Here is a 24,783-nt window from a genome sequence, read left to right on the forward strand (position 1 = left end):
CCAATTAGCAACTCTGCGCCGCATCGCGCCGCTGCTACATGATTGGTCAATGTTTGACTAAGGCATGAGCTGCCGTTGACATAGCTCAATTACGTTCGGTGGTAGATTTGGAATGGTGTTTTCCTTGGGCTGATCGCCGCGGCGGCGTATGCTGAAGGAGGCTACGCAATGCACACACCCCGGCCATCCACCGAGCCATTGCCGCGCGATGCCAAAGAGTTTCGCCCGCTGACCGGCAACGAAGCGATCGCCCGCGGCGCCTGGGAGGCCGGCGTCAGGGTCGCCGCGGCCTATCCCGGCACGCCAAGCACCGAAATCCTGGAAAATCTCGCGACCTATCCGGTCGAGGACCTTCACGCGCAATGGTCGACCAATGAGAAGGTCGCGCTCGACGTCGCGATCGGCGCGTCGTTCGCCGGCTGCCGCGCGCTGGCCTCGATGAAGCATGTCGGCCTCAACGTCGCCGCCGACGCGTTCATGACGGCGACCTATATCGGCGTCAACGGCGGCCTGGTGCTGACGGTGTGCGACGATCCCGGCATTCACTCCTCGCAGAACGAGCAGGACAGCCGGATCTACGCGATGCTGGCGTCGGTGCCGGTGCTGGAGCCGTCCGACGCCCAGGAGGCGCTCGACTACACCAAGCTGGCGTTCGAGATTTCCGAACAGTTCGACACCCCGGTGATCGTGCGCGGCACCACCCGGCTGTCGCATACCCGCAGTCCCGTGGCGGTCGGCGAGCGCGTGGTGCCGCCGGCGCGCGGCTTCGTCGAGAAGCCATCGAAGAACGTGATGATCCCGGCGCACGCCCGGGCGCGTCACCTCGTGGTGCTGGAACGCGAGGAGCGGCTGAAGGACTACTTCGCCACCTCGCCGCTGAATAGCTGCGAGATCGCCGATACCAGTTTCGGCATCGTCACCGCCGGAACCTGCTATCCATACGTCCGCGAAGTGCTTCCCGACGCCAGCGTGCTGAAGCTCGGCGCGTCCTGGCCGCTGTCCGACAAGCTGCTGCGCGATTTCTGCGAATCGGTCGATCGGATCTTTGTGGTCGAAGAACTCGAGCCGGTGATCGAAAAAGAGATCGCGGCACTCGGCTTTGCGGTGTCCGGCAAGTCGTTGTTCCCGCGCGCCGGCGAGTTCTCGCCCGAAGTGGTGCGCGCCGGCTTCGTCAAGGCCGGCATCCTGCCGCCGCAGCCGGCCTCCAACGGCTGGACCCCCGAACTGGTGATCCGGCCGCCGGTGCTGTGCGCCGGCTGTCCGCATACTTCGAGCTTCCTGGCGGTGCGCGCCGCCGGCGCCCGTGTCGCCGGCGACATCGGCTGCTACACGCTGGGCTGCCTCGATCCGCTGCGCGGCCTCGACACCTGCGTGGCGATGGGCTCCTCGATCGGCAACGCCATCGGCATGTCGAAGGCCGGCGAGACCAAACCGATCGTCGCCACCATCGGCGATTCCACCTTCCTGCATGCCGGCCTGCCGGCGCTGATCGACGCGGTCTACAACCAGGCCAACATCGCGGTGATGCTGCTGGATAACCACATCACCGCGATGACCGGCGGCCAGGAACATCCCGGCACCGGCAAGACGCTACGCGGCGAAGTGGCGCCGCAGATCGACTACGCGGCGTTGATCCGCGCGATCGGCGTCAAATGGGTCCGCACCGTGGATTCCTACGATCTCGCCGCGACGCAACAGGCGTTGCGCGAGGCGATCGCTTATCGCGGCGTCGCGGTGCTGATCTCCAATCGGCCCTGCGTGCTCGATCCGGTGAAGATCAAAGGCCCGCCGCTGGAGATCGTCACCGGACAGTGCACCGCCTGCCAGTCCTGCATGAATCTCGGTTGCCCGGCGCTGACCTGGAGCGATCAGTGGTTCGAGGGCCGGCACCGGGTCAAGATCGATCCGGCGCTGTGCATCGGCTGCACGCTGTGCGCCCAGGTCTGCACCGTCGATTGTATCAAAATCGCCGCCCCGGTGACGCCATGAGCGAGTCCAACATCGACGCAGCGCCGGCGGTGGCGCCGGTCGCCAGCAAGCCGCCGTTCAACGTGCTGATCGTCGGCGTCGGCGGTCAGGGCGTCATCATGGTCTCCAAGGTGCTGGCGGCGCTGGCGCAATGGCGCGGCTTCGAGGTCAAGCAGAGCGAAGTGCACGGCATGGCCAAGCGCGGCGGCTCGGTGTTCAGCCACGTCCGCTTCGGCAAGCGGGTGTGGTCGCCGACCATCGCCAAGGGCGAGGCCGACGTGCTGGTGGCGCTGGAATGGGCCGAGGGCCTGCGCTGGCTGCCGTTCCTGAAGCCCGACACCGGCATCTTCATCTGCGACACCAAGCGGATCGTGCCGCCGTTCGCCTGCCTCAACCGCAAGCCCGGCGCGCCGATGCGCTATTCACGCGAGACCGCCGAACAGGTCGCAAGCTACGTCGCCGAGGGCTATGCGATCGACGCCACCACCATGGCGGAAGAACTCGGCAACGAGCGCGCCGCCAACGTTGTGCTGCTCGGCGCGTTGTCCAACGCACTGGATTTCCCGGTCGCGGACTGGGAGACCACGGTCGCCGATTTCGTGCCGAAGAAGACCATCGCGGTGAATTTGGAAGCGTTCCGGCTCGGCCGCACCTGGGTCGCCGAGGCGCGCACCCCCGGGGCCGCCGCGCCCGCGGTCCATGTGCCGGCGGCCGCGCCCTATACGCCGCGGCTGGAGATCAATGCCGAGTGGTGCAAGAGCTGCGACATCTGCGTCAAGCTGTGCCCGGAACGCTGCCTGAAGCTGAACGCCGAGCGCGTCGCCGAACTGGCCGCGCCGGAGAAATGCACCGGCTGCCGGCTGTGCGAATGGCTGTGCCCGGATTTCGCGATCCGGGTCCATCTCGATCCGCAGGCCCGCGCTGAAGGGACCCTGCGATGAACGTGCACGACAAATCGCTGAGCAAATCGACCGCGAAGCTGTTGTCCGGCAACAGCGCCTGCGCGCAGGGCGCGGTCGCCGCCGGCTGCAAGTTCTTCGCCGGCTATCCGATCACGCCATCGTCGGAAATCGCCGAAAAGCTGGTGACGAGCTTGCCGCAGGCCGGCGGCGTGTTCATCCAGATGGAAGACGAAATCTCGGCGATGGCCGCGGTGATCGGCGCCTCGATGGGCGGCGTCAAGGCGATGACCGCGACGTCGGGTCCGGGCTTCTCGCTGAAGCAGGAAAACATCGGCTACGCCGCCGGCGCGGAAATTCCCTGCGTCATCGTCAACGTGATGCGCGGCGGGCCGTCCACCGGGATGCCGACAAGGCCATCGCAGGCCGACATCATGCAGACGAGGTTCGGTAGCCACGGCGACTATCCGATGATCGTGCTGGCGCCGTCCTCGGTGCGCGAGATCTATGAGGAGACCATCCGCGCCTTCGATCTCGCCGAAATCTGCCGCACCCCGGTGATCGTGCTGTACGATCAGGTGATCGCGCAGTCGTCGGAAACCGTGGCGCTTGTTGCGCCCACCAGCATCCGCGCCGAGCGCAAATGGGCGAGCGGCCCGCGCGCCGACTACAAGCCCTATGCGGCGGGCGTCGACGGCATTCCGGCGATGCCGCGTCCCGGCGATGGTTATCGCACCCACACTACCGGGCTGACCCACGGCGAGAACGGCTTTCCGACCCAGAATCCCGAAGCGGTCGACCGCGCGATGTCGCGGCTGTATTCCAAGCTCGACCTGCATCGCGAACTGATCGAATCCTGGGAAGCGATCCGCTGCGAGGACGCCGACGTGGTGATCGTCGCGATCGGGATCAGCGCCCGCGCTGCCAAGCGCGCGGTCGAGATCTGCCGCGGCAAGGGCGTCCATGTCGGGCTGTTCCGCCCCATCACGCTGTGGCCGTTCCCGGAGGCGGCGTTGCAGCAGGCCTGCAAGGGCGCCCGCGCCGTGCTGGTGCCCGAACTCAACGTCGGCCAGTTGCGTCTCGAGGTCGAGCGGCTGCTCGGCCGCCACCGCGTCGAGGGTCTGCACCAGTATAGCGGCGAGCCGATCACGCCGGTGCAGATCGCCGCGCACGCCACCAAGCTTGCCTCGGAGGCCTGATGTTCACCGACGCTGCGAATTTCGACGTCCGCGATTATCTCCGCAAGGAGATGATGCCGCACTTCCTCTGCCCGGGCTGCGGCCACGGCATCGCGCTGCGCGCGCTGCTGTGGGCGCTGCACGATCTCGACATCGACAAGGACAAGCTTGCCGTGGTGTCGGGCATCGGCTGCGCCGGGCGGCTGTCGGCCTATATCGACGCCAACACCTTCCACACCACCCACGGCCGGCCGCTGGCCTACGCCACCGGGCTGGCGCTGGCGCGGCCCGATCTGCATGTCGTGGTGATCAGTGGCGACGGCGATTGCCTGGCGATCGGCGGCAATCATCTGATCCACGCCTGCCGGCGCAATCTGAAGATCACCTGCCTGATGCTCAACAACGAGATCTACGGCATGACCGGCGGCCAGGTGTCGCCGACCACCTCGGAGATGCGGCTGACCACTACCACGCCGCTCGGCAACAACGAGCCGAATTTCGACGCCTGCGCGCTCGCGACCGCGGCCGGCGCCGGCTTCGTCGGTCGCGAAGTGACGCGGCACGTGCCGAAGCTCAAGGAATTGATCAAGGCCGGGCTCGAACACCCCGGTTTCGCCTTCGTCGAAGTGCTGTCGGATTGCACGGAAGTGTTCGGCCGCAAGAACGATCTCGGCTCATCGCCGGAAATGATCATGCGGCAGAAGAGCGAGATTCGCCCCAGCGCCTATCGCAACACGGTCGAGACCCCGTTCCATTCGACCTCGCTGCCGACCGGCATTCTGACGAAGAACGACCGGCCGGAATACGGCGCGGCGTATCGGCGCGCAGCCGCCGCTGCCGCCGCCGCCAAGGGAGCGAAGTGATGCCCGATTCGCGGATCGAATTGCGCTTCGGCGGCACCGGCGGCCAGGGCCTGATCCTCAGCGGCAAGATGCTGGCGGATGCGCTGGCCCAGGAGGGCAAGCACGTCGCGCAGTCGCAGACCTACGAGCCGACCTCGCGCGGCGGGTTCTGCAACGCCGACCTGGTGGTGGCCAACGGCGAGGTCGACTATCCGCTGCCGATCGCGTTCGACTATCTGGTGCTGCTCGACAAGCTCGCGATCAAGCCGTCCTGGCCGCGGCTCAAGCCCGACGCGCTGGTGATCGCCGACACCAGGCTGTGCCCGGAGCTGCCCGACGGCAAGTACCCGCGGCACCACCTGCCGCTCAGCCGCACCGCGCTGGAATTGGGCAACGAACGCGTCACCAACATCGTGGCGCTCGGCGCGCTGATCGCGCTCAGCGGCATCTGCAAACGTCAATCGATCGAGCGGGTGGTGCGGGCGGGCTCGCCGCGCGCCTTCCTGGATTTGAATTTGGATGCGTTGGCCGCCGGCTACGCGCTGGCGACGACGCCGGTTGCGGCGGCGGCGTCCTGATAGTTCGGGCGCAGGCTTCACGCGAACGAGACGAGATCGACGGGAGATCGACTTGGTACAGGCTCAGACCGCGGCACGCGAAATGCCGACTTTCATGTTCGATCGCGCCGCCGAAACCATGCCGCGCGGCCAGCTCGCTGCATTGCAGCTCGAGCGGCTGAAAAAGACCCTCGAGCGCGCCTATCGGGCGGTGCCGCATTATCGCGCCAAGTTCGACGAAGCCGGCGTCGCGCCGGACGATCTGAAGTCGCTCGCCGACATCGTCCGCTTCCCGTTCACCCAGAAGACCGATCTGCGCGACAATTATCCGTTCGGCATGTTCGCGGTGCCGCGCGAGCAGATGCTGCGGATCCACGCCTCGTCCGGCACCACCGGCAAACCGACCGTGGTCGGCTACACCAAGCACGATCTCGACACCTGGTCGGAGCTGATGGCGCGCTCGATGGCGAGTGCCGGCGCGCTGCCCGACGACATCGTGCACAATGCCTATGGCTACGGCCTGTTCACCGGCGGCCTCGGTGCCCACTACGGCGCCGAGCGGCTCGGCTGCACCGTGGTGCCGGTGTCGGGCGGCGGCACCGAACGGCAGGTCTCGCTTCTGAAGGATTTCGGCGCCAACGTGCTGTGCTCGACGCCGTCCTATGCGCTGAACATCGCCGAGGTCGCCGAGCAGATGGGCGCGGATCTGCGCCAGGCGCCGTTGCGGGTCGGGCTGTTCGGTGCCGAGCCGTGGAGCGACGCGATGCGCCGCGACCTCGAGGCGCGGCTCGGCATCCGGGCGATGGACGTCTATGGGCTGTCCGAGATCATGGGACCGGGGGTGGCCTGCGAATGCGCCGCGCAGGCCGGGCTGCACGGCTGGGAAGACCACTTCCTGTTCGAGACCATCGATCCGGAAACGCTGCAGCCGCTGCCGATCGGCGCGGTCGGCGAGTTGGTCATCACCACGCTGACCAAAGAAGCGCTGCCGATGATCCGCTATCGGACCCGCGACATCACCCGGCTCAGCAACGAGCCCTGCGGCTGCGGCCGCAGCCATGTCCGCATCATGCGGGTCACCGGGCGCGACGACGACATGCTGATCATCCGCGGCGTCAACGTCTATCCGTCGCAGGTCGAATCGGTGCTGGTCGGCTTTCCCGGCATCGCGCCGCATTATCAGCTGGTGCTGACCCGCGAGAAGGCGCTCGATAGCATGACCGTCGAGGTCGAGATGACGCCGGACGCAGCGCTCGACGACGCCGGCCGGCTGCGCAAGGCCGCCGAGGTGACCCATCACGTCAAGTCGTTGATCGGCGTCACCTGCCGGGTGGTGGTCAAGTCGCCCGGCGAAGTGCCGCGCTCGCAGGGCAAGGCGGTGCGGGTCAAGGACCAGCGCAACATCGCCGGCTGATCTGGTGCGCCTGCCAAGATTCGCGCCGTCATTCCGGGGCGCGAGCCCTTGGGCGAGCGAACCCGGAATCTTGCAGCGACTGTAGACCCACCCCTGTTGCGAGATTCCGGGTTCGCGCGAGCTTGCGCTCTCGCGCCCCGGAATGACGGCCCCGTTGTGTGTCCGATCGAACCAAGACGCGCTCGTGGTGGCGAGCGCGTCTTTCGGAGGTTACGCCGCGATGTTCGGCAGGTCGGCCAGCGACTGCGCCAGCGCCGCCTCGTCGTAGTCGAGGTCGACCAGCTTGCCTTCGAAGAAATTGATATAGGCCTGCATGTCGAAATGGCCGTGGCCGGACAGGTTGAAGACGATGGTCTCCGCCTTGCCCTCGGCCTTGCAGCGCAACGCCTCGTCGATCGCGCAGCGCACCGCGTGGGTGGATTCCGGCGCCGGCACGATGCCTTCGGCGCGGGCGAACTGCACCCCGGCCTCGAAGCAGCCGCGCTGCTGATAGGAGCGCGCCTCGATCAGCCCGAGCTCATAGGCGTGCGACACCATCGCGCTCATGCCGTGATAGCGCAGCCCGCCGGCGTGGAAGCCGGGCGGCATGAAGGTCGAGCCCAGCGTGTGCATCTTCATCAGCGGCGTCAGATGCGCGGTGTCGCCGAAATCATAGGCGTATTTGCCGCGGGTCAGCGTCGGGCAGGCGGCGGGCTCCACCGCGATGAAGCGGCGCGAGCGGCCGCCGCGCAGCTGCAGCCCGAGATAGGGGAAGCACAACCCGGCGAAGTTGGAGCCGCCGCCGGCGCAGCCGATCACCACGTCGGGATCGTCGTTGGCGAGTTCGAACTGCCGGATGGTCTCTTCGCCGATGATGGTCTGGTGCAGCATCACATGGTTGAGCACCGAGCCCAGCGCATATTTCACGCCCGGGTCCTTGGCGGCGATCTCGACCGCCTCGGAAATCGCCATGCCGAGCGAGCCCGGGCTGTTGGGATCCTTGGCCAGCACGGCGCGGCCGGCTTCGGTCTCGTTCGACGGCGACGCCACGCAGCGCGCGCCGTAGGTTTCCATCAGCGCGCGGCGATACGGCTTCTGGTCGTACGACACCCGGACCTGAAACACCGTGACGTCGATGCCGAACAGCGAGCCGGCGAACGCCAGCGACGAGCCCCATTGGCCGGCGCCGGTTTCGGTCGACAGCCGCTTGATGCCGGCTTCCTTGTTGTACCAGGCCTGCGGCACCGCGGTGTTCGGCTTGTGCGAGCCGGCCGGCGAGACGCCTTCATATTTGAAATAGATCTTGGCCGGGGTATCGAGCAGCCTCTCCAGCCGCCGGGCGCGGATCAGCGGCGACGGCCGCCACATCCGGAACACGTCGCGCACCGGATCGGGAATTTCGATGTAGCGTTCGGTCGAAACTTCCTGAAGGATCAGATTCATCGGAAACAGCGGCTCGAGATCCGACGGGCCGATCGGCTGATGCGTGCCGGGATGCAGCACCGCCGGCATCGGCTTGGGAAAATCTGCGTTCAGATTGTACCAAGCCTTTGGAATCTGATCTTCGTCGAGCACGTATTTGACCTGGTCGCTCATGCAACTCTCCCCTTGATCGCTTCCGGAAGAGGTGCTTGCGGAACGCCTCGATCACCTCAACTGCCTGTCTCGCAGCGCCGCGGACCATAGGTGCGCGGTGCCGGCAGCTGCCTTGACCAAGATCAATTCTGCTCGATTTGTAGTCAAGGGCAGCATGGCGTTTCGTTGCGCAGCGCCGCGGCAGTCGATTGCGATCGCGCCGACACGGCGTGCCTCAAATCAGCGGCGATGTGGCGACGCGCGCGGCTTCGGCGATCTCGCGGATGCGGACCTGCGGCAGGAAGTTCGCAATATCCTGCGGCTGCGCCAGTTCGGTGCCGGGATTGACCAACGCGGCCGTGCCCGCCGCGATGCCGAAGCGCAGCGCGGTGGCAAGATCGGGATCGTTTTGCAGGCTCCACACCATTGCCGCCAGGAAGCTGTCGCCGGCGCCGGACACGGTGGCGGCCTCGACCGCAAGGCCTTCGGCGCGCAGCGCGCGGTCGCGGCTGACCAGCAGCGCGCCGTTCGGTCCCATGCTGAGCGCCACCATCTCCACCAGGCCGCGATCGATCAAGTCGCGCGCGGCGTCGATCAGCGTGGCGTCGTCGTCGCAGTTCAAGCCGGTCAGATTCCAGAATTCGCTGAGGCTCGGCTTGATCAAGAACAGGCCGCTCTGCAGCGCGGCCTGCAGCGGCTGTCGCGAGGTGTCGACCACGACCTTGGCGCCGAGCGCGCTGCCGGCCTGCACGATGCGGCCGAAGAAATCCTCCGGCGCGCCGGGCGGCACGCTGCCGCTGGCGATGATGAAGGCGGGCGGCCCCACCAGTGCGGCTTGAATCAGTTGCGCCCACTCCGGATCGGCGAGCGGCGATCCCGGCATCATGAAGCGGAATTGCTGCCGCGTGCTCTCCTCGAACACCGTGAAATCTTCGCGGGTCTCCGCCGCCACCGCCACGGTGATGCCGTTGATGCCTTCGCGGTCGAGCAGCTCGCGCAACAATTCGCCGGTGGCGCCGCCGCTGGGATAGACCGCGCGGACCTCGCCGCCGAGCCGCTGGATGACCCGCGCGACGTTGATACCGCCGCCGCCGGGGTGGCGCCGCAGCGGCGCGCAACGTAGCTTGGAGAAAGCAGCAATCTTACCGACCGAGGTCGAGGCATCGATGGCGGGGCTGGGCGTGACGGTGACGATCTGGGACAACGGAAATCCTGATGGTAGTGGCGCGAGGGCTCGCTTGTTGGAGAGGATGATCCCGAAAATCGGATGCCGGTTTTCGGAAAAATCGTGCTCAATCTAGCACGACTCTCATGGCTTCAATGCGACCGCCGCCGCATCGCGTGGCGCTAACGACGAGCCGGCCGGCCGGTAGCGCGCATCGCGCACGGCTTCGGCCGTGCGGCTGCGACAAGATACCCCAGCACGTGGGACCGTTCCGCGCCGTGGCATTTACCAGCTCGGCGATGGTTCAAGCCGATCGCGGCGGGCAGGATCGCCGCGTTTCGAATGGGGTCGAGGTCTGGACGCGGCGTCGTCGCGATCAGGACACCTCGCGGCGGGCGAACTCGACGTCGCGTTCGATCGACTGATCGGCCACTTCCATCGCCGCCATCTTGATCAGCAGCACCGCATGGCCGAGCTTCAAGGCCTCGGCCTGTTCGATGCACTCCTCCAACTTGTCGGACAGCCACGCAAATTCTTCCGGGATCGGCATGTCAGCCTCACTCTCTCGCCTGGTGCAAGGCGCTGGTTCGGGATGGTCGATCAGCCAGCGCGACTGCATTCCGCGGTGGCGGCCAATTCGCCACGGCCGTACAGAATTCAACAATCTCGCTCGGCGATCCATGGCAAGAACTGACCATTGACCCCCGCGATCGATGGCCCTTACCGTTAGGCGAGCTTGCGCTGCAATGCGCCCGCAGGTTGCGGTATCGGCTCCAGCACCGGCACGCCGATGCCTGCGGTGCGCCGGACCCGCTCCAGCGAGTCCTCGCCGATCTCGAACATCACCGCCATCAGCGTTTCGCCATTGACCTCGCGCGGCAGGCCCAAGGGGTGAACCCGAAATCCGGCGTCCTGCACCACCGGCATCCGGAACGAACGGATCACCGCGGTGACCGCGCAGAGCCCTTGTTGCAGGCCGTATTCCTGCAGTCCGGCGAGCAGTTCGTAGTAGGTGCTGCCGCCGCGCCTGTCGCGCGACACCGACATCCTGGTCATTTCCAGCATATCGCTGCGTTGCGGCACCGCTCCGTCGACCAGATAGGAAAAGACCTCGCTCAGCATGTGCGGCGCCTGCGTCGGATACAGCCGGAAACAACCGATCACCCGTTCGTCGTCGAGGGCCACGACATAGACGGTCTTCTCGTTGTCGTACTGATCGACCTCGTAGCGGCCGTCCTTCTCGAAGTCGGTCCAGCCGCGCTCCTTGACGAAGATCTCGTGGCGGAAGCGGAACTGGCGCTCCAAGATTTCGCGGTAGCGGAGTTGATTGGCCTGGTCGATCACCCGGATCATGATGCGCTCCTGCGGTTGCCCGTAGGAGCAGGGCACGGCGGCCCGGCGCGGCTCTATTCAGAGAACTGGGTATTGACTCCTCACAGCTCGATCTCGCCGCGTCGGATCGACTCCACCACCGCCTGGGTCTTGGTACAGGCGTCGAGCTTGCGCATCGCCGAGGCCATGTGTTTGTTCACGGTGTCGGTGGAGATCGCCAAAATCCGCGCGGTGTCCCACGCGGTCTTGCCGACCGCCGCCCAGGCGACGACCTCGCGCTCTCGCGGCGACAGCGTGGTTTGCCGCCGCGCGGGGGGCTCGCGCATCGTCATCAACTGATTCATCGCATAGATCGCGATCAGCTCCATCGCCGCCGTCGCCGCCGGGCTGGCGTCGATCTCGGGGCCGCCGAACGAGATCGCGGCCTCGTAGCCCCGCATGCCGAAGATCGGCACGCAGAAGCCGCGCCGCATGTCGTAGTCGTGCGCCGCGCAGTCCATCACCGCCGCGGTCTTTTTGTCCGACCTGTCCCACGGCGCGTCGGACCAGCAGAACGCCCGGGTCTGCTGGCGCGCATGCGCCGCGATCGGGTCGTGATCTTGGTAGTTGTCCTGCAGGTATTGACCGAACCAGGCTTCCGGCCAATGCCGCAGCAAGACCCGCTTGTCGAAGGCGTTGCAAGCGAGCTTGGGCGCCGCGGCGATCACGAAGGACCGATAGCCGTAGGCGGCTGCGGCGTCGCGGACCGCATCGATCAGCGCTCGCGGCGAGGTCGTGGTTTGAAAACGCTCGATCGCGGCCAGAGCCCGGTCAAAATGCCTGAATTCCGAGCCGGGCATTCGCGTTGTCCTCGTACCGCCGAACGAGATCTTCGCAACTATTACACACCGCAACGGGGTCGACAACGGCGGGCGCCGATCGGGGCGAGATTCGCCCCGGCGCGGGATCCGCGCCGGGGGACGTTACGATCAGGCGAAGCCGTGCTTCTTCTTGCTGTCCAGCTCCTGGGCCTTGAACTGATTGAAGCGCGGCAGGAATTTGTCCCAATCGATGATGTGGGCGTCGAGTTCGGGACCATCGATGCAGGCGTGCTTGCGGACCATCTTACCGTCGATGGTCACCGGCACCATGCAGGCGCCGCACATCCCGGTGGCATCGACCATGATCGAGTTGAGGCTCGCCACGGTCTTCACCCCATAAGGCTTGGTGAGGTCACTGATCGCCCGCATCATCAGCGGCGGTCCGATCGCGATCACTTCGGCGATGGTGCGGCCCTTGCCTGCTTGGTTGGCCTTCAGCATCTCCTCGAGCGGTCCGGAGACGAAGCCCTTGACGCCGAAGCTGCCGTCATTGGTGGTGTAGGTCACCTCGAGCTGATCGCCGAACTCGGCCTGCAATTTGCCGACCCGCTCCTGCTCGCCGGTCCAGAACAGGAAGTCCTTGGCGCGGAAGCCGGAGATCAGCGTGACGTGATTGCCGAGCTTCAGATGCGCCCGCATGATCGGATAGACCGGCGGCAGACCGACGCCGCCGGCAGTGAACACTACCGTCTGGTTGCCCTCGTAGCGATGCAGCTCCGAGGCGCGGCCGAGCGGACCGGCGATGCCGGAGAACGCGTCGCCGATCGCCATCCGGTTGATTTCCAAGGACGAGGTGCCCATGCCTTGCACCACCAGATCGATAGTGCCGGCCTCGACATCCCAATCCGCCAGCGTCAGCGGGATCAGCTCGCCCTTGTCCCACGGCAGCACCCGGACGAATTGTCCCGCCTGCGCCGCCTTCGCCACCATCGGCGAGCGCACCACGAATTCGACGATGCCGCCGGCCAGTTCGATCTTGTCGACGATGGTCGGCTTCATCTGGCCGAGTTCGGTGTAGCGCGCCGCATTGGCCACCATGGTGGTGATCTCGGCGGAGGAGAACGGAATCTCGCCGACGATTTCCTTCGCCGCGGCCTGGCCGTCGCCGGCCGCACGGATCGCCGTGGAGCCGCCGCGCGCGGCGTCGCCGCCGCAATAGACGTCCTTGATCGAGGTGCGCTGCGAGTTCCGCTCGACCTCGATGGTGCCCCATTTATTGGTCTTCAGCTCGGGCTCGGCGTCCTTCATGATCGGGTTGGCGGTGTTGCCGAGCGCCATGATGACGAGATCGACCGGCACCCGTTCGACCTTGCCGGTCGGCGTCGGGCTGCGGCGGCCGGACTTGTCCGGGGCGCCGAGTTCGTTGACGTCGAGCACCGCGTGGGTGACGAAGTTGGTCTTGCCGTCGCCGATGAATTCACTCGGGCCGCGCAGCACCGCGAGGTTGATGCCTTCTTCCAGCGCGTGATGCAGTTCCTCGACGCGCGCCGGCATTTCCTTCTGGGTGCGGCGATACACGATGGTGACGTTGCCGCCGAGCCGTTTGGCGGTGCGGGCCGCGTCCATCGCGGTGTTGCCGCCGCCGATCACGAACACCTCTTTGCCGCGGATCTCCGGCAACGGGGTCTCGTACTTGTCGTCGAGCCCGCGCATCAGGTTGACGCGGGTCAGGAACTCGTTGGCCGACATCACGCCCAACAGATGTTCGCCGGGCACGTTCATGAAGGTCGGCAGACCGGCGCCGGTACCGAGAAATACTTTCCAGAAGCCGGCGGCTTTGAGATCTTCCAGCGTCGCGGTCTTGCCGACCACGAAGTTGCGCACGAAGCGGCCGCCGAGCAGCGTGATCTTCTCCACCACGTCGTCGATCAGCGAATTCGGCAATCTGAACTCGGGAATGCCGTAGCGCAGCACGCCGCCGAGGTCGTGGAACGCCTCGAACACCGTGACCGGGAAGCCTTCCGCGGCGAGCAGATAAGCGTTGATCAGGCCTGCGGGGCCGGAGCCGACCACCGCGATCGGCGGCTTGGTCGCCGCCGCCCACGGGCTGAGCATGCCGGCGAAGCGCTGGTTGGCGTCCGGGTTCACCAGCTTGTCGTGCTGCGGCAGGTACCATTCCAGCTGGCCGATCTCGATCGGCCGCTTGGTGTGGGTGCAGACGCCCTGGCACTGCAATTCCTGCGGACAGACCCGCCCCGTCACGTTGGGCAGCGGGTTGCAGCTTTCGATCAGCTCCAGCGCCTCGCGGTGGCGGCCGGTGCCGAGCAGGTCGAGCATTTCCGGAATGTGAATCTTGACCGGGCAGCCGCCCTTCGGCTCGCTCTTGCCGGCGATCAATAGGCCGATTTCGCAGGGCTTGTCGTCGCACTGCTTGTCGCGCAGCACTTCCAGCCAGACGAACAGTTCGACCTCGCGGACGCTGTAGCCGAGGCTGGTGTAGCCGAGATAGCCCTGGTTCACGAGATCGAAGTCGAACATCCGCTCTTCCGCCGGGCGGATATAGGGCGGAATGAAGTTCTCGCCGGGCCAGCCTTCCGACAGCCCGCGGAACATCGGGTAGCTGTCCGACAGATGGCTATCGATCGCCTTGATGAACTTGCGCTTGAACTTCAACGGCAGCGCCCAGATGAAGCGCTGCAGGATCGTGCTCATGTCGTCGCCGCGCTTCAACAAGTCCCACATCGTCACGGTGAAACCGAGCCCCAGCGCCGGCTGCTGGAATTCCCAGACGATCGCCTGGGTGCCGTCATTGATGAACATGTCGCGCAGCGACGCCGGATCGTTCAAGAGCCGCTTCTGCAACAGCGCGATCTGCTTCTGAAACACGCTGACCGCTTCGCTATGCTGCAGCTCTTCGAGCTCGCTGCGGGTGGTTTCGAGCGTGCTGCGCGCCTGTTCGTAGCGCAGCAGCTCGTTGGGGACCGCGCCGGTGATGCCGCTCATCGGATGATCTCCGCGTCGCAATTCGCCGCCGCCCGGCTCAGCTTGGCCGACAGTTCAGGCGTAATCTTGAGTTTGCCGAACACGCCCGGGATCACATGGGCGACGTCCTTGGTGACGCCGTCGACCACGATCTTGGTCGGCTCGAACACCTCGCCGACGTCCTGGTAGCAGCTCTTGCAGTTGGTGCACTTGGCGAGATCATCTTCGGAGATGGTGATCGGCACGTTGCCGCTGGTGATCGGCGCCTTGGCGCCGTTGGTGGCAGGTGCCGCCGCGGCCGGGGCCAGCCCCGCCATCAGTCCGGCGAAGCCGCCGGCGGCGGGTGCATTCGACGACGCGGCGAGTTCGCTCATGCCGCGGGCGATCGAATCCAGCGAGGTTTCCCGCGCCTTCAGCGAGTCTTCGTATTGCCGCAGCAGCGCGTCGAGTTCGACGCGGTGGGTCTCGTCGATCTGGCGAACGTCGAGGCCGCTGAGGAACTGCAGCGTGCGCCAATATTTGCGCCGCTCCTCGACCAGCCGGATCACCGCGGCGCCGACCGAAAGCTTGATCAGCCGCTTGTCGGCGTCGGTGGCGTAGATGAACGGCGTCTTGCCGACGCGCTGGTCGGGGCTGAGCGCCACATAGTCCTGCACCACGACGCCATCGGCGTCGGCGGCTAGCTTCTTGAACTGCTTCTTGAAGCGCACCTCGGTGTAGGCGAAGTCGGCCGGCGTCACCGCGGTCTTGAGCAGTTGGGTGGCGCCGTTGTCGTCGACATATTCGATCGACTGCGCCGCCCAGTCCTGATCGGGCTCCGGGTTGCCGTCGAGCGAGAACGCGCTGTGCAGGTTGGAGCCGCGGCGCGGGTCGTGCACGAACACCGGGTTCATCCGGCTTTCCACCGCCTTGCGGGCCTGGCGGTTGGCGACCGCGTCGCCGATGCCATGCTCGGCCTGGCACGGCGTATAGACGTCGAGCACCGCCGGCGAGTCGCTGTAGTTGAGATACTCCAGCACGTTCTTCAGGAAGTGGCCCTGCAGCGCGGTCGAGGTCTGCACCACGAATACGTTGGGATGGAACGAGGCGATCAGGCCAAGCTCCTTGCGGGATTCCTGCTTGCCGGTATTGGCGACGCCGAACCGCGACAGGTCGGAATCCTGGCCGGTGAGGCTCGCCGTGGAGGTCTGCCCGCCGGTGTTGGAATAGGCGCCGGTGTTCAGCACCACCACCTTGATCGGCGTCGCGGTCGACAACAGCCGCGACAGCGCGCCGAAGCCGATGTCGTAGGTGGCGCCGTCGCCGCCCATGCTGAGCACGGTCGGCAGCAGCGCGCGTTCCTCCGGCGTGAACGAGGCCCAGCCGAAGTAACGGAACTGATTGTCGTGCTTGGCCGGATTGTAGGCGTCCTGCAATTCCAGTCTGGCGATGCGCAGCGCGGCGAAATCTTCCGACGCGGTGGCGGTGAGGCCTTCGAAGATGCCCTTGGCGACCGCCGGCGTATCCTGGAACAGGCTGTTGACCCACGGATCGGTGTAGGGGTTGAACGGGAAGGTCGAGGCATAGACGCTGGAGCAGCCGGTCGCGTTGGCGATCACCATGCCGGCCGGGCCGTTGCCGGTCGGGCCGCTCTCATAGAGATAGAGCCGCTTTTCCAGCGTCTTCAGCGTGCGGTCGAGCCGTGCGACCCGGGGCGCGTCGTCGCCCTTCGCCGCCACCGCGTCGCGCTTGGCGGTGAGTTCGCCGATCAAAGCTTCCAGCTCGCGGGTGTGGTCCTTGCGTCGCTTGTCGTGCAGCGCGTGGTTGGTCGCGGTGACCAGCCGGATCGCCGTGACCTCGCCGCAGCCGCGGCAGGCGCCGTGGCCGCCGGTGGTGGCGTAGTAATTGGCGCGGTCGAGGATCAGCCGCTTGGCCTCGCCGCCGGGCTGGGTGGCGCCGTCGACGAACCGCGCCGGGGTGTTCGGCGTGTGGCTGAAGAATTCGAACCGGGCCTGCAATTCCTCCAGCAGCGGCTCGTCCTGTTCGCGATCGACCAGCGCGCCGGGTCCGCAGACATCGACGCATTCCAGACAGCCGGTGCACTTCCACGGATCGACCGAGACCGAATACAGCCCGCCGGAGCCCGGCTGCGCCTTCTCCATGGCGTCGAAATACGGTCGGGTGCGCGCCACCGGATAGACTTCGAGGGCAGCTGCGAGCCTGCCGAGGTTGCGCTTCAAGGTGGCGTTGTCGATATCGAGCGAGGCCGCGGCCTGCGCCACGATGGCATGGAACGGGGTGTTGTCCTTGCTGGTGCGATAGATCTCGCGCACCGCTTCGCTGAGGTCGCGGACCTGCGCGGAGAGCGCGTCGCGCTGCGCCGGGGCGATATCGAGCTGCTTGATCGCGGTGGCAATCAGCTCGTGGATGTCGTGCACGGTGTTGGGGATCGCGGCGTCCGGGCAGACCAGCGCGCATTCCAGACAGCCGGTGCATTGATCCGGGTTGAACTGCGGCACGTTGCGGCGGAACAGACCCTTGTCCTTCATCGCGGCGGAGCCCGCCGGCATGAACATGCCCATGCCGGGCAGCACCGGCGCATCCGCGATGGTGCCGTCGCGGAACGGGGCGCCCAGCACGTCGTCGTAATATTCCGGATCGAGGAAGCCCGCGGCCGAGGCCGGGCCCGCGGCGCGGCACATCGAGGCCGACAGCGAGGCGTCGCGCTTGGCCTTCGGCGCCGCGGCGATTGCGCTTTCGGCGAAGTCGGGGGCGTCGTAGTCGACCTTGTGAGTGGCTTCGACACCTTCGCGGATCACCGCCATGTTGCCTTCGACCACCGCGCCGCCCTTGGCGCCGAACTTCTTGGAGATCTGCTGGCGGATCTTGGTCAGCATGGCTTCCTGCGAGGCGTCCGCCACCACGCGATCGACGTTGCCGCACACCGCGCCGATGAAGGCGATGCCCATCATGCGGGTTTCCAGTTCGGCGGTCGGCGCGTGGCGCTTGGCGACCGCGAAGGCGTCGATCACGTAGAACTTGATCTTCTTGTTACGGATGGTGGCGCGGATCTTGGCCGGCAGCTCGCGCCAGACTTCGAGCGCCGTCAGATTGGTCTGCAGGATGAAGGTGCCGCCTTCGACCAGGCCGCGCAACGGATTGGTGTGGATGAACACCTTGTGGTCCGGCGAGATCACGATCTCGACGTCTTCCAATTCGGCGTTGGTGATTTTCACTGTCTCCGGCGACAGCGTGATGTAATAGTTGGTCGGCGCACCGCTCTTTTCCGAACCGTATTTCGGCGCGGACTTCGAGTGCATGTCGAGCGCACCGGCGAGAATGTCGGTCAACAGCTTGCCGGAGGCGATGGTGCCGTAGCCGCCGATCGAGTGGAAACGGATGCGGAACGCCTGCGGCGGCAGCAGGTTCGGGTTTTGCCCGGTCTGCAGCGCCATGAATTCGGTTTCCGGATAGGCCGCCTTCAGCCGATCCTGCAGCGCCGTCATCCGCGGCGAGGCATCCTTGGTGAAGAACTGCGTGCCGAGATAGACGAACGGCGCGGAGTCCTTCTTCTCCATGTTGGCGTAGCAGGCGATCATGTCGCGCGGCTGCAGGTCGTGGCCGCCGAGCCCGAAGATCGCGGTGGTGAGCTTCGGCAATTGCTTGATCGGCGGAATCCCGGCGTGGCGGACGCCGTCGGCGTTCTCGCGCGCCTTGCACAGCGCCTGCGTCACCAAGCTGGTCAGCGCGGTGACTTCCGAGCGCTCCAGCACGGTGACGGACTTTTTGCCGGCCAAGGCCGCGACCAGATCGCCTTCCGGGAACGGCTGCAGCAATTTGATCGACACCACGCCGACCTTCTTGCCTTTGCTCCGCAGATAGCTCGCCACCGCCTCGGCGTCGTCGGTCACCGAGCCTAAGCCCACCACCACATGGTCGGCGTCGTCGGCCATGAAGCTCATCACCGGCTTATATTCGCGGCCGGTCAGCGCTGAATATTCGTCCATCGCCTGTTTGACGAAGTGCGGCACCGCATTGGCGAAATGGGTGCGGTGATCGACCGCGCCGGCCTGGAAGTCCGGCTGGTTCTGCACGCCGCCGGTGAGGCCGGGATTGTCGATATCGACCAGCGCCGGCACCAATTGGCGGGTGCCCTTCTCGGGCGCGTTGACCCACTGCCGCTTCCACTGACCCTGCAGCTCTTCCGGCACCCATTGCTGGGTGGCTTCGACCAGCGCCGCGTCGTTGTCGGTTTCGATGGCATCGGCGTGCGCGTCGAGATGCGCGGTCAGCGCGTCGAGATCGGAGCCGATGAAATCCGCCTTGTGGCGGGCGAGGTATTGCTTCAGCTGGAACACCCGGCCCTTGGCGCCGAACAGCATCTCCTGAGCGACGGTCGGGCACTTGATGCGGCCGGCCGGGTCGCCGAGGAATTCGCGCAGCAATTCCGGCTCCGGCATCAGGGCTTCGCTGAGCATGTGCGAGGTGGCGAAGCCGTCCATCGCGTTGGCGACCGGGATCAGCGAGGTGGCGCTGACTTTATAGGAGATCGCCGCGAGATCGGCGGCCTGCTGCGGGTTGGAGCCGAACAGGATGGTGTAGCCCGACGACAGCAGCGCATAGACGTCGTCATGGCCGGCCATCACGTTGAGCGAATGCTTCGACACCACGCGGGCGGCGACCTGCAGCACGAAGCCGCCGACCTTCTTGCCCACCGTCACGTAGTGCGATTCCAGGCCGTACAGGATGCCCTGGCTGGAGGAGGCGTTGGAGACGAACTTGCCGCCGGTCAAGGAGGCGCCGAGCGCGCCGGACTGCGCCGAATGCTCGCCCTCGGGCTCGAAGAAGAACGGGTGCTTGCCGAAGACGTTGCAGCCGCCGGAGGAGCGGAACGCCTCGTAGATCTCGGAAATTTCGGTCGAGGGGGTGATCGGGTAGCCGATCACGCCGCCGCAGACATGGCCCATCACCTGGGCGACGGCGCCGTTACCGTGGATCACTGTCGAGATGCCGGGATATTTTGCGTTCATTGCCGTCCGTCCATTCTTATTTATTGCCAACTGAACGAGCCGCGATCGCCGCTTCGCAATTGCGAACGACGCTTCAGCCATGGTTGCGGCGATCAGCAGCAGCCTGGCGAAACGATCTCGAGATTCAGATTTGACTACCTATGAGCCATTCGACGCCACGGTCGCCCTATGCCGACCGCAGCCTGTCCCTAGCACGGGGCAAATACCGTCGATTTGATGCGCATCAAATGAGAGGTTCAGAGGCCTTTCACGAAATTATATTTCGTGGCACGCAGAATTTCGCAGTGCGGCACAACAGTGGGGCACCGTTTCGACCAAATCCACGCGCGCTGCGTCCAAACGACCCTTTGCCGTCCAGCGCATCCGTTATATAGAATCGCTATACGACGACCAGCGAGCGCCTCTGTGAGCATTGAAGCCACCGTTACCTTGAAAAGCAAGGATGTTTCCGGCGTCGGCCGGGAGCGCATCCGGCTTTTGCAGGCGGTGGCGCGGGAAGGCAGCATCACCGCGGGGGCGAAAGCCGCCGGTCTGACCTACAAGGCGGCCTGGGACGCGCTCGACGCCATGACCAACCTGTTCGGGCAGCCGCTGCTGGAACGCCGCACCGGCGGCAAGGCCGGCGGCGGCGCGGTGCTGACCCCGACCGGGCTGCGGGTGATCGAGGCGTTCGGCCGCTTGGAGGCCGAAATGGCCCGGGTGCTGCGCGCCTTGGAGCCCGACCTCGCCGGCAGCGGCATTTCCCCTCTCAACCTGGTTTCGGGATTCTTCATGAAGACCAGCGCCCGCAACGCGCTTCGCGGCACCATCACGGCGATCCGCGCCGATACGCTGAGCGCCGAAGTCGCGGTCGCGGTGGCCGACGGCACTCTCATTTATGCGCTGGTCACCAGCGAGAGCCTGCGCAGCCTCGGGCTGTGCGTCGGCCGCGAGGCGATCGTGCTGATCAAGGCGCCGTTCGTGCTGATCGCGCCCGGCGCCGAGCCGCCGAAGGTGTCGGCGCGCAATTGCGTGCACGGCACGGTGCGGCGCATCGACATCTCCGGCGTCAACGCCGAGATCGTGCTCGACATCGGCGGTGACAAGACGCTCGCCGCATCCATCACCGCCTCCAGCGCCGAAGCGCTCGGGCTTTCCCCCGGCGATCCCGCCTGCGCGCTGTTCGACGCAGCCCATGTGCTGATCGCCATCGACTAACCCATAGGAGACCAGCCTTGAAAGTTATCACCAGCCTCAAGCTCGCGCTCGGCGTCGCGCTCGCCTGCGTCGCCGGCAACAGCGCCTTCGCGGCGCAGACCAACGTCGCGGTGGCCGCCAATTTCACCGACGCCGCCAAGGAAATCGCCGCGATCTTCAAGGCCAAGACCGGCCACGAGGCGGTGCTGAGCTTCGGCGCCTCCGGCCAGTTCTACACCCAGATCACCCAGGACGCGCCGTTCCAGGTATTCCTGTCCGCCGACAACGAGCGGCCGAAGAAACTGGTCGATGACGGCCTCGGCGTGCCCGGCTCCAACTTCACCTATGCGGTCGGCAAGCTGGTGCTGTGGAGCAAGGCGCCGGGCGTGGTGAAGGGCGAGGAGACCCTGAAGGCGTCGTCGTTCGCCAAGCTGTCGATCTGCAACCCGGTGGCGGCGCCCTATGGGGCGGCGGCGGTGGAGGCGATGAAGGCGCTGAAGCTGTACGACACGCTGAAGCCGAAACTGGTCGAAGGCGCCAACATCACCCAGGCCTATCAGTTCGTGCAGACCGGCAACGCCGAGGTCGGCTTCGTCGCGCTGTCGCAGGTGGTCAACGACAAGGACGGCTCGCGCTGGATGGTGCCGCAGTCGTTGTATTCGCCGATCCTGCAGGACGCCGTGCTGTTGAAGAAGGGCGCCTCCAACGAAGCCGCCACCGCCTTCATCGCCTTCTTGAAGGGGCCGGAAGCCCGCGCCATCATCGAGAAATACGGCTACGAGGCTGGCAAGAGCAGCTAACGCGCATCTCGTCGCAGCATCCGCTCCGCGCGCGGGCTCGCCTCCCATGGGGAGCGAGCCCGCAGTGCTTGTTGCAATACTCTGCGTCTTTCTCAATCACTTGTAGCTTCTCAAATCCGGATCGGTCGAGCTTCGCATGGGCGGGATATCCAACGAGATCTGGCAGCCGATCCGTCTCACCATCGAGCTCGCGGCGCTGACCACGGTGATCCTCTTGATCGTCGGCACGCCGATCGCCTGGTGGCTGGCGCGCTCCAAGGCCACCTGGAAGGAAGCCGTCGCCGCGGTGGTGGCGCTGCCTTTGGTGCTGCCGCCGACCGTGCTCGGCTTCTATCTCCTGGTGGTGCTGGGGCCGGACGGTCCCGGCGGCGCACTGGCCGGGCTGTGGGGCGGCCGCACGCTGGCCTTCACCTTCGAAGGCCTGGTGTTCGGCTCGGTGATCTATTCGATGCCGTTCGTGGTGCAGCCGATCCGCAACGCTTTCGCGGCGATCGGCGACCGCCCGCTGGAAGTCGCCGCCACACTGCGGGCGTCGCCGACCCGGGCGTTCTGGACCGTGGCGATCCCGTTGGCGCGGCCGGGCTTTCTCGCAGGCGCGGTGCTCGGCTTCGCCCACACCGTCGGCGAGTTCGGCATCGTGCTGATGATCGGCGGCAACATTCCCGGCAAGACCAAGGTGCTGTCGGTGGCGATCTTCGATTTCGTCGAAACCTCGCAATGGCGCGAGGCCAATATTCTCGCCGCCGGCATGGCGGCGTTCGCCTTCGTCGTCATCCTCACCATGATGCTGCTGGAAAAACGCACCGCGCGGATCAACCGATGAGAGACGTTTCGCGCAGCATCCAGGCGCAATTCCGCGGCGCGCTCGGCCGCTTCGCGCTGGACGCGGCCTTCACCGTGCCGGCCACCGGCATCACCGGGCTGTTCGGTCCGTCCGGCTGCGGCAAGTCCACCGTGCTGCGCTGCATCGCCGGGCTGCAGCAGCTGCCCGGCAGCACGTTTGCGATCGACGGCGACGTCTGGCAGGACGCGAGCCAGTTCCGGCAGCCGCACCAGCGGCCGATCGGCTACGTGTTTCAGGAAGCCAGCCTGTTTGCGCATTTGTCGGTGAAGGCCAACCTGCTGTACGGCGCGCCGCGCGACGCCGCGCATGCGCGGGACAGCATCACCTTCGACGAGGTCATCGAGCTGCTCGGCCTCGCGGCGCTGCTGGAGCGTTCGCCGCGGCACCTGTCCGGCGGCGAGCGGCAGCGCGTCGCGATCGGCCGGGCGCTGTTGTCGCAGCCGAAATTGCTGCTGATGGACGAGCCGCTGTCGGCGCTCGACCGGCTGACCAAGGACGAGATCCTGCCGTTCCTGGAGCGGCTGCACGAGCGGCTGGCGCTGCCGGTGATCTATGTCAGCCACGACATGGCGGAGATCGAGCGGCTCGCCGATCATCTGGTGCTGATGCGCAAAGGCCAAGTGCTGGCCGCGGGGCCGCTCGCCGCGTTGCAGAGCGATCCCGCGCTGCCGCTCGCCGCCAGCCGCGACGCCGCGGTGAATTTCGAAGCCACCGTCGAGGATTACGACCCAGGCTACGGCCTACTGACCGTGGCGGTCGACGGCGGCCGGCTGCTGGTGCCGGCGCCTCCGGCGCAGCGCGGCGAGCACCGCCGGCTACGGATCGCCGCCGGCGACGTCAGCCTCGCCCGCGAGCTGCCGCACAACACCAGCATCCTCAACGTGCTGCCGGCGCGGATCGTGTCGCATAATCCGCTCGGCGACAGCGAAATCCTGGTGGTGCTGGCGCTCGGCGGCAATGGCGAGGGCGCCCGGCTGCTGGCGCGGGTGACGCGACGCTCATGGGATCATCTCGAGCTCGCCGACGGCATCGGGCTGATCGCGCAGGTCAAGGGCGTGGCGCTGGCGCCCGGTCGCAATACCGGAACGCATGCGTCGTCGCCGGGTTTGCGCGGCCGCTGAGATGTCATTCCGGGGCGCGAGCAGCGAAGCTGCGCGTGAACCCGGAATCTCGCGACGTGGTTTGCGGCGTTGCTTGCAGCAAGATTCCGGGTTTCGCTCGGCCTGCGGCCTCACGCCCCGGAATGACGCTCATATTGGTCTAACCCGAGAGCGCCGACAGGTTGAACGGGAACGGGATCGAGCCGTCGCCGATTCCCAGCCCCATGCGGTCGACCACGGCCTGCACCTGCTCGCGCTCGGCCAGCAGCCGGCAACTTTGCCGCGGGCCGGACGGGCCGTGGCGGCCGGCGAACTTCAGCAGGAAGTCGCGGACCGCGAGCGGGTCCGGCGCGGCGCCGCGCCGAAGCTGGCGGCTGAGCAGCAGCCCGACCAGGCCGGCGACCAGCGCGGCGGCGCCGTTGGCGCAGCTTCGGCGGGTGACGTCGCCCTCGGGGGCCGCGCCGACGATGTTGGATCCGGGAATCACCAGCGCCTTCATTCCGATCGGGTCGACGGAGCGCAGCCGCCGGCGGTAGTATTCCAGCGTGAACACCGCCAGCACCGGGGCGATCTCGGCCAAATCCAGCAGCTCGTCGCAGCCCTCGTTGCCGCCGGCCGCGACGATCGCCACGTTGCGACGAACGCACATCTCGATCGCTTCGGCCAGCACCGGGTCGGGGCGCTCGGAGCGCGCGAACTGGCCGCCGCTGACATCGATGACATGGGCGCCCTGTTCGACGGCGAGGAAGATCGCGCGCGCCAGTTTGCGCAACGAACAGCCGCGGCCGTCCTCGGCGAAGATCGGGACGATCAGCCCGCGGCACAGTGGCGCCACGCCTTCTACCGAGCTGCAGGGCTGGCCGAAAATGACGCTGGCGGCGTGCGAGCCTGATGCGGTGGTATCGCCATCGGGGCAGTGGAAGGAGGAGCCATTGTCCAGCGGTGTCAGCCGCGCGCCGCGAAAACACTCATGGGTTCGGTCCACCGCGCCGTCCAGCACCGCGATGGTGATCCGCGGATCGCCGCCGCCGAACGCAAACAGAAGATCCCGCTGGAATGCCGACGTTTCCCCGCGCGCCATGTTCGCCTCAGCCCGTTGCCATTCCCACGCGCATAGCGCGCAACCCATCTCTTAGTCGCGCAGAACGGCAAAAGGTTTCGTC

The 24,783-nt window shown here is 66.4% G+C and carries 18 protein-coding genes; 10 read left to right on the forward strand and 8 right to left on the reverse strand.

Annotated features, from left to right (window positions below; translation table 11 throughout):
- The first annotated feature begins 168 nt into the window (after positions 1-168).
- The 6 genes from iorA (at position 169) to RPC_RS03505 (ending at position 6,858) form a co-directional block, all read left to right on the forward strand.
- Positions 169-1,989 (forward strand): indolepyruvate ferredoxin oxidoreductase subunit alpha, encoded by a 1,821-nt coding sequence (gene iorA / locus RPC_RS03480; protein ID WP_011471173.1) that lies wholly within the window; start codon positions 169-171, stop codon positions 1,987-1,989.
- Positions 1,986-2,909, forward strand: a complete 924-nt coding sequence (locus tag RPC_RS03485) for a 2-oxoacid:acceptor oxidoreductase family protein (RefSeq protein ID WP_011471174.1) — start codon at positions 1,986-1,988, stop codon at positions 2,907-2,909. The genes iorA and RPC_RS03485 overlap by 4 nt, the downstream gene beginning before the upstream one ends.
- Positions 2,906-4,066 carry a 2-oxoacid:acceptor oxidoreductase subunit alpha gene (locus RPC_RS03490; protein WP_011471175.1) on the forward strand — a complete coding sequence of 387 codons (1,161 nt, stop codon included), beginning with the start codon at positions 2,906-2,908 and terminating at the stop codon, positions 4,064-4,066. Before RPC_RS03485 ends, RPC_RS03490 begins: the two co-directional genes overlap by 4 nt.
- Positions 4,066-4,908, forward strand: a complete 843-nt coding sequence (locus RPC_RS03495) for a 2-oxoacid:ferredoxin oxidoreductase subunit beta (RefSeq protein ID WP_011471176.1) — start codon at positions 4,066-4,068, stop codon at positions 4,906-4,908. The genes RPC_RS03490 and RPC_RS03495 overlap by 1 nt, the downstream gene beginning before the upstream one ends.
- Positions 4,908-5,465 carry a 2-oxoacid:acceptor oxidoreductase family protein gene (locus RPC_RS03500; RefSeq protein ID WP_041801347.1) on the forward strand — a complete coding sequence of 186 codons (558 nt, stop codon included), beginning with the start codon at positions 4,908-4,910 and terminating at the stop codon, positions 5,463-5,465. The genes RPC_RS03495 and RPC_RS03500 overlap by 1 nt, the downstream gene beginning before the upstream one ends.
- Positions 5,466-5,547: 82 nt before the next feature.
- Entirely contained in the window at positions 5,548-6,858 is a 1,311-nt protein-coding gene (locus tag RPC_RS03505) for a phenylacetate--CoA ligase family protein (RefSeq protein ID WP_041801349.1), read from the forward strand.
- 210 nt (positions 6,859-7,068) lie between these two features.
- Here RPC_RS03505 and RPC_RS03510 read toward each other — a convergent pair whose 3' ends face one another.
- The 7 genes from RPC_RS03510 to RPC_RS03535 form a co-directional block, all read right to left on the reverse strand.
- Positions 7,069-8,433 (reverse strand): TrpB-like pyridoxal phosphate-dependent enzyme, encoded by a 1,365-nt coding sequence (locus RPC_RS03510; protein ID WP_011471179.1) that lies wholly within the window; start codon positions 8,431-8,433, stop codon positions 7,069-7,071.
- Between the two features lie 214 nt (positions 8,434-8,647).
- Entirely contained in the window at positions 8,648-9,616 is a 969-nt protein-coding gene (locus RPC_RS03515; RefSeq protein ID WP_011471180.1) for a 1-phosphofructokinase, read from the reverse strand.
- 337 nt (positions 9,617-9,953) lie between these two features.
- A complete protein-coding gene (locus tag RPC_RS25925) occupies positions 9,954-10,127 on the reverse strand; it encodes a hypothetical protein (protein WP_157043119.1) in 174 nt (57 codons plus the stop codon).
- A 176-nt stretch (positions 10,128-10,303) separates the two neighbouring features.
- The gene (locus RPC_RS03520) at positions 10,304-10,930 is read right to left on the reverse strand and encodes an acyl-homoserine-lactone synthase (RefSeq protein WP_011471181.1); all 627 of its coding nucleotides are present in this window, start codon (positions 10,928-10,930) and stop codon (positions 10,304-10,306) included.
- Positions 10,931-11,010: 80 nt separating this feature from the next.
- Complete coding sequence (locus tag RPC_RS03525; protein ID WP_011471182.1) at positions 11,011-11,748, reverse strand: helix-turn-helix transcriptional regulator; 738 nt, start codon at positions 11,746-11,748, stop codon at positions 11,011-11,013.
- 129 nt (positions 11,749-11,877) lie between these two features.
- A complete protein-coding gene (locus RPC_RS03530; RefSeq protein ID WP_011471183.1) occupies positions 11,878-14,712 on the reverse strand; it encodes a sulfide/dihydroorotate dehydrogenase-like FAD/NAD-binding protein in 2,835 nt (944 codons plus the stop codon).
- A complete protein-coding gene (locus RPC_RS03535) occupies positions 14,709-19,700 on the reverse strand; it encodes a 2-oxoacid:acceptor oxidoreductase family protein (RefSeq protein WP_041801351.1) in 4,992 nt (1,663 codons plus the stop codon). Before RPC_RS03535 ends, RPC_RS03530 begins: the two co-directional genes overlap by 4 nt.
- A 405-nt stretch (positions 19,701-20,105) precedes the next feature.
- Here RPC_RS03535 and RPC_RS03540 point away from each other — a divergent pair, with 405 nt between their 5' ends.
- The 4 genes from RPC_RS03540 (at position 20,106) to modC (ending at position 23,641) form a co-directional block, all read left to right on the forward strand.
- Positions 20,106-20,897 carry a TOBE domain-containing protein gene (locus tag RPC_RS03540; protein WP_011471185.1) on the forward strand — a complete coding sequence of 264 codons (792 nt, stop codon included), beginning with the start codon at positions 20,106-20,108 and terminating at the stop codon, positions 20,895-20,897.
- A 17-nt stretch (positions 20,898-20,914) separates the two neighbouring features.
- A complete protein-coding gene (gene modA, locus RPC_RS03545; protein WP_011471186.1) occupies positions 20,915-21,676 on the forward strand; it encodes a molybdate ABC transporter substrate-binding protein in 762 nt (253 codons plus the stop codon).
- 136 nt (positions 21,677-21,812) lie between these two features.
- Positions 21,813-22,499: a molybdate ABC transporter permease subunit gene (modB, locus tag RPC_RS03550; protein ID WP_011471187.1), complete on the forward strand. Its 687-nt coding sequence runs from the start codon at positions 21,813-21,815 to the stop codon at positions 22,497-22,499.
- Positions 22,496-23,641: a molybdenum ABC transporter ATP-binding protein gene (gene modC, locus RPC_RS03555; protein ID WP_011471188.1), complete on the forward strand. Its 1,146-nt coding sequence runs from the start codon at positions 22,496-22,498 to the stop codon at positions 23,639-23,641. Before modB ends, modC begins: the two co-directional genes overlap by 4 nt.
- A gap of 139 nt (positions 23,642-23,780) precedes the next feature.
- Here modC and RPC_RS03560 read toward each other — a convergent pair whose 3' ends face one another.
- Complete coding sequence (locus tag RPC_RS03560; RefSeq protein ID WP_011471189.1) at positions 23,781-24,701, reverse strand: S8 family serine peptidase; 921 nt, start codon at positions 24,699-24,701, stop codon at positions 23,781-23,783.
- Between the last annotated feature and the right edge of the window lie 82 nt (positions 24,702-24,783).

Origin of the sequence: Rhodopseudomonas palustris BisB18 (genome assembly GCF_000013745.1) — a bacterium.
GTDB lineage: Bacteria > Pseudomonadota > Alphaproteobacteria > Rhizobiales > Xanthobacteraceae > Rhodopseudomonas_A > Rhodopseudomonas_A palustris_F.